The following is a 5,493-nucleotide window of genomic DNA, read 5'->3' as shown; positions in this document are numbered from 1 at the left end:
CGAACATCGGGCACACGCAGGCCGCGGCCGGGGTGGCCGGGGTGATCAAGATGGTGCAGGCGATGCGGCACGGTGTGCTGCCGCCCACTCTGCACGTCACCGAACCCACCCCGCACGTCGACTGGGACTCCGGCGGCGTCCGCGTGGCCACCCGGGCCGTGGAACTCCCCGCCGACCGGCCGGCCCGCACCGGAATCTCCAGCTTCGGCGTCAGCGGCACCAACGCGCACGTCATCCTCGAAGGCGTCCCCGCCACCGCCGCCGAGCCCGCCACGACCGGCGAGCCGCTCGTCTGGACGGTGTCGGCCAAGACCGAGACCGCCCTGCGCGCCCAGGCCGGGCGGCTGCGCCGCTACGCCGCCACCGCCTCCGACGACGACCTGCGCGCCACCGGCCGGGCCCTGGCCCGCCGGGCCGCGTTCGCGCACCGCGCCGCCGTCGTGGCCGGCGACCGCGCCGAACTGCTCGCCGCGCTCGACGCCCTCGCCGGCGGCACCCCGCACGCCGCCGCCTTCCTCGGCGAGGCGCTGCCCGCCGCCAGGCCCGTGTTCGTCTTCCCCGGCCAGGGCTCCCAGTGGGCGGGCATGGCCGTCGACCTCCTGGACACCAGCGACGTCTTCCGCGACCGGCTGCTGGCCTGCGACGAGGCGCTGCGCCCGCACACCGGCTGGTCCGTCGTCGGCGTGCTGCGCGGCGCGGACGGCGCGCCCGCCCTGGAGGGCACCGACGTCATCCAGCCCGTCCTGTTCGCCGTCATGGTCTCCCTCGCCGAGCTGTGGCGCTCGCTCGGCGTCCACCCCACGGCCGTCCTCGGCCACTCCCAGGGCGAGATCGCCGCCGCCTGCGTCGCCGGAGCGCTCACGCTGGAGGACGCCGCGCGGGTCGTCGCCCTGCGCTCCCGCGCGCTGCTCCGGCTCAGCGGCACCGGCGGCATGATGGCCGTCGCCCTGCCCGCCGCCGACACCCTGACCCGGATCGAGCCGTGGACGGGCCGCCTCTGGGTGGCCGTGCACAGCGGCCCCGCCTCCTGCGTCGTCGCCGGCGAGGACGCCGCCCTCGACGAGTTCGCCGCCGCCTGCGGCGACAGCGTCCGCGTGCGCCGCATCGCCGTCGACTACGCCTCCCACACCCCGCTCGTCGAGCCCATCGCCGACGAACTCGCCGCCGCCCTCGACGGCGTACGGCCGCGGGAAACCGGCATCGCCTTCTGCTCCTCCCTCGACGGGCGCTTCATCGAGCCGGGCCGGCTCACCACCGGCTACTGGTACGACAACCTGCGCAACCCGGTGCTGTTCGACGAGGCGATCAGAGCCTTCGCCGGTACCGGCACCCCGCTGTTCGTCGAGGTCAGCCCGCACCCGGTGCTCGGCGCCGACGCCGACGACAGCCGCCACGCCGCCGGCATCACCGCGGGCGTCTGCGCGTCCCTGCGGCGCGGCGCCGGCGACTGGCCGCGCATGCTGGCCGCGCTCGCCCACGCCTGGGTGCTCGGCGCCGGCGTCGACTGGCTCACCGCGCTCGCCCCCGCCCCGTACCCCGCCGCGGAGCCGCCCACCTACGCCTTCGAGCGGCGCCGCTACTGGCTCGGCGACCACGAGGCACCCAGCCGCCCCATCGGCGCGGGCATCGACGGCTCCCGGCATCCGCTGCTCGCCGCGGTCGTCCCCGTCGCGGGCGACGCGTACGTCCTGGCCGGGCCGCTGTCGGTCAGAGGCGCGCCGTGGCTCGCCGACCACGCCGTCGAAGGCGGCGCGCTGCTGCCCGGCGCCGCGTTCGCCGAGCTCGCCCTCGAAGCGGGCGCCCACGCCGGGTGCGGCCGCCTGGACGAGCTCGTCATCGAGGCCCCGCTGCCCCTCCCCGAGAGCGGCGCCGTCACCCTCCAGGTCACCGTGGACCCGCCCGGCGACGAGCGGCGCCGCGCCGTCGCCATCCACTCCCGCACCCCCGACGGCTGGCAGCGGCACGCCTCCGGCACCCTGACCCCCGGCGCCCCGGCCGCCGGCCCGTACGCGTGGGCCGAGGCGTGGCCGCCGGCCGACGCCGAGCCGGTCGAGGTCGAGGGCGGCTACGAGCGGCTGGCGGAGCGGGGTTACGAGTACGGTCCGGCGTTCCAGGGGTTGCGCGCGGTGTGGCGGCGGGGCGGTGAGCTGTTCGCCGAGGTGGCGCTGCCCGACGAGGTGGACCCGGACGGGTTCGGCATCCACCCCGCCCTGCTCGACGCCGCGCTCCACCCGCTCGTGCTGGCCGGCGGCGACGACGAGCTGCGGCTGCCGTTCGCCTTCGGCGGCGTGGCGCTGCACGCCTCCCAGGCCCCCGAGCTCCGCGTACGGCTCGTCACCGACGGCGAGGACACCCTCGTCGAGGCGGCCGCCCCCGACGGCGCGCCGGTCCTGTCGATCGGCTCCCTGCGCGTCCGGGCCGCCGCGCCCCGCCGCGCCGCCGCCGCCGGCACCCCGGCGCACGGCGTGGACTGGGTCGAGGCCCCCGCCGCCGCGGCCGGAGCCGCCGACCCGGTGGTGATCCCGTGCGTCAGCGACCAGCCCGGCGTGCCCGCCCGCGTACGCGAGCTGACCACGCGCGTCCTGGACGCCGTCGCCGCGCAGCCCGACGACACCACCGTGGTCTTCGCCACCCGCCCGGGCGACCCGGCGGCGGCCGCCGTGTGGGGGCTGGTGCGCTCGGCGCAGTCGGAGCAGCCGGGCCGGTTCGTCCTGGCCGAGACCGAGGACGGCCACACCGACTGGTCCCTCGTCACCGCCACCGGCGAACCCCAGGTCCGCGTCGCCGGCGGCAAAGTCCTCATCCCGCGCCTGGCCCGCCGCAAGCCCGACCCCCGGCCGCTGCCCGAGATCTCCGGCACGGTGCTGGTGACGGGTGGCACCGGTGGGCTGGGCGCGCTGGTGGCGCGCCGCCTGGTGACCGGGCACGGGGTGCGGGACCTGCTGCTGGTGTCGAGGCGCGGCGAGGCGGCGCCGGGCGCCGGTGACCTGGCCGCCGAACTGCGAGGACTCGGCGCGCACGTCACGGTGGCGGCCTGCGACGTGGCCGATCGCGACGCACTCGCCGCCCTGCTGGCCGACGTGCCGCTGGCGGGGGTCGTCCACACCGCCGGTGTCCTGGACGACGCGCTGGTGGAGAGCCTGACCCCCGAGCGGATCGACACGGTGCTGCGGCCCAAGGCCGACGCCGCCTGGCACCTGCACGAGCTCACGCTCTCCCGCCCGCTGTCGTTCTTCGTGCTGTTCTCCTCCCTCGCCGGCGTGCTCGGCAACCCCGGCCAGGGCAACTACGCGGCGGCGAACGCGTTCCTGGACGCCCTCGCCGCCCACCGGCGCGAGCTCGGCCTGACCGGCGTGTCGATCGCCTGGGGCCTCTGGGACACCGAATCCGGCATGACCGGCGCCCTCACCCAGACGGACGTCGCCCGGCTCGCCCGCGCCGGCATCGCCCCGCTCACCGTCGACCAAGGGCTGGAGCTGTTCGACACGGCCCTGACCAGCCCCGACCCCCTGATGGTCGCCGCCCGCTGGGACACCGCCGGGCTACGCGCCAGGGCCGAGGCCGGCGACCTGCCGCCCATGCTCCACGGACTCGTCCGCACCCCCCGCCGGACCTCGGGAACCACCGCCGGAGCCGGCCCCGGCGCGCTCGCCGCCCGCCTGGCCACGCTGCCCCGGCAGGACGCGCTGCGGCTGCTCGTCGACACCGTGCGCGCCCAGGTAGCCGCCGTCCTGGCACACGGCAGCCCCGAAAGCGTCGAGCTCGACCGGCCCTTCAACCAGCTCGGCTTCGACTCGCTCACCGCCGTCGAACTGCGCAACCGGCTCAACGCCGACACCGGCCTGCGCCTGCCGCCCACGCTCGTCTTCGACCACCCCACCGTCAACGCGCTGGCCGCCTACCTGGCCGGCGTCCTCGCCCCCGCGCCGCCCTCACCCGAGGACACGCTGCGCAAGGCGCTGGAGCAGATCGACGACCTGCTCCTCAACGCCAACGGGGAGGGAGACGCCATCCGAGGCCGGCTCGTGCCGATCCTGCAGGGCGCGCTCACCAAGCTCGGCGCCGCCCTCGCGGACGCCGGTGACGTGATGGACAAGATCGACTCCGCGTCGGACGAGGAGATCTTCGCCCTCATCGACAACGAACTGTGACGACATGACCGCGACCGGAAAGGCTCGACCGATGGGGACCGAGGACAAGCTCCGCGCCTACCTCAAACGCGCTACCGTCGAACTGGCCCAGACCCGCCGCCGCCTCGCCGAGGTGGAGGAGCGCCACGACGAGCCCATCGCCGTCATCGGCATGGCCTGCCGTTACCCGGGCGGCTCCGGCACCACCGAAGGCTACTGGGACCTGCTCCGCGAGGGCCGCCACGCGGTCCGCGAAGTGCCGTCCACCCGCTGGGACATCGACGACTACTACGACCCAGACCCGCGCGCCCCCGGCGGCATCTACACCCGCTACGGCACCTTCCTGGACGACGTCGCCGGCTGGGACGCCGACTTCTTCGGCCTGTCGCCCCGCGAGGCGCTCCGCATGGACCCCCAGCAGCGCATGCTCCTGGAACTCGCCTGGGAGGGCCTGGAGAACGCCGGCCTGTCACCGTCACGCGTCAGGGGCAGCCGCACCGGCGTCATGGTCGGCTTCATGGACACCCTCCAGTACGGCAGGCTCCAGATGGAACGCCAGGGCCGGGACGCCCTGTCCGACCCGTACCTCGGCCAGGGCGCCATCCCCAGCGTCGCCGCCGGGCGCATCGCCTACCAGCTCGACCTGATCGGGCCCACGCTCACCGTCGACACCGCCTGCTCCTCCTCGCTCATCGCCGTCCACCTCGCCGCCCAGGCCCTGCGCCGGGGGGAGTGCGACCTGGCCCTCGCGGCCGGCGCGTCGCTGTCGCTGCACCCCACGCTCTACATCCAGGCGTGCGCCGGGCTCATGATGTGCTCCGACGGCCGGTGCAAGACCTTCGACGAGTCCGCCGACGGCTACGTCATGGGCGAGGGCGGCGGCCTCGTCGTGCTCGAACCACTGTCCAAGGCGCTGGCCAACGGCCGCCGCATCCGCGCCGTGCTGCGCGGCTCGGCCGTCAACCAGGACGGGCGCAGCAACGGGCTCACCGCCCCCAGCCGCAAGGCCCAGGCCGACGTGATCACCCGCGCGCTCGCCGCCGCCCGCGTCACCCCCGGCGAGATCGACTACGTCGAGGCACACGGCTCCGGCACCCACCTCGGCGACGCCATCGAGCTGTCGGCCCTGCACGACGTCTTCGGCGGACGCTCCGCCGAGCGGCCGCTCCGGGTCGGCGCCGTCAAGACCAACATCGGCCACACCCAGGCCGCCGCCGGGGTCGCCGGGCTCATCAAGACCGTGCTCATCCTGGAGAACGAGCTCGTCCCGCCCAGCCTCAACCTCACCACCCCGGCCGCCGCCACCCCCGCCGACGGCACCGTGCTGCCGGTCACGGACCCGCTGCCGCTGCCCCGCCAGGAC

The 5,493-nt window shown here is 76.1% G+C and carries 2 protein-coding genes; both read left to right on the top strand.

All coding sequences use genetic code 11. From position 1 onward, the window contains the following. Positions 1-4,151 (top strand): type I polyketide synthase (locus ADY59_RS46335; RefSeq protein WP_053175826.1); only part of this gene is annotated, 4,151 nt, incomplete at its 5' end. Positions 4,152-4,155: 4 nt separating this feature from the next. Then, positions 4,156-5,493: beta-ketoacyl synthase N-terminal-like domain-containing protein (locus tag ADY59_RS46330; protein ID WP_197094187.1), on the top strand; the 1,338-nt coding region annotated here is incomplete at its 3' end.

It is taken from the genome of Nonomuraea sp. SBT364, from assembly GCF_001083785.1.
In the GTDB taxonomy this organism is placed as follows: domain Bacteria; phylum Actinomycetota; class Actinomycetes; order Streptosporangiales; family Streptosporangiaceae; genus Nonomuraea.
Note: the sequence above shows the minus strand (reverse complement) of the source record. Positions and strands in the feature narration are given on the sequence as shown.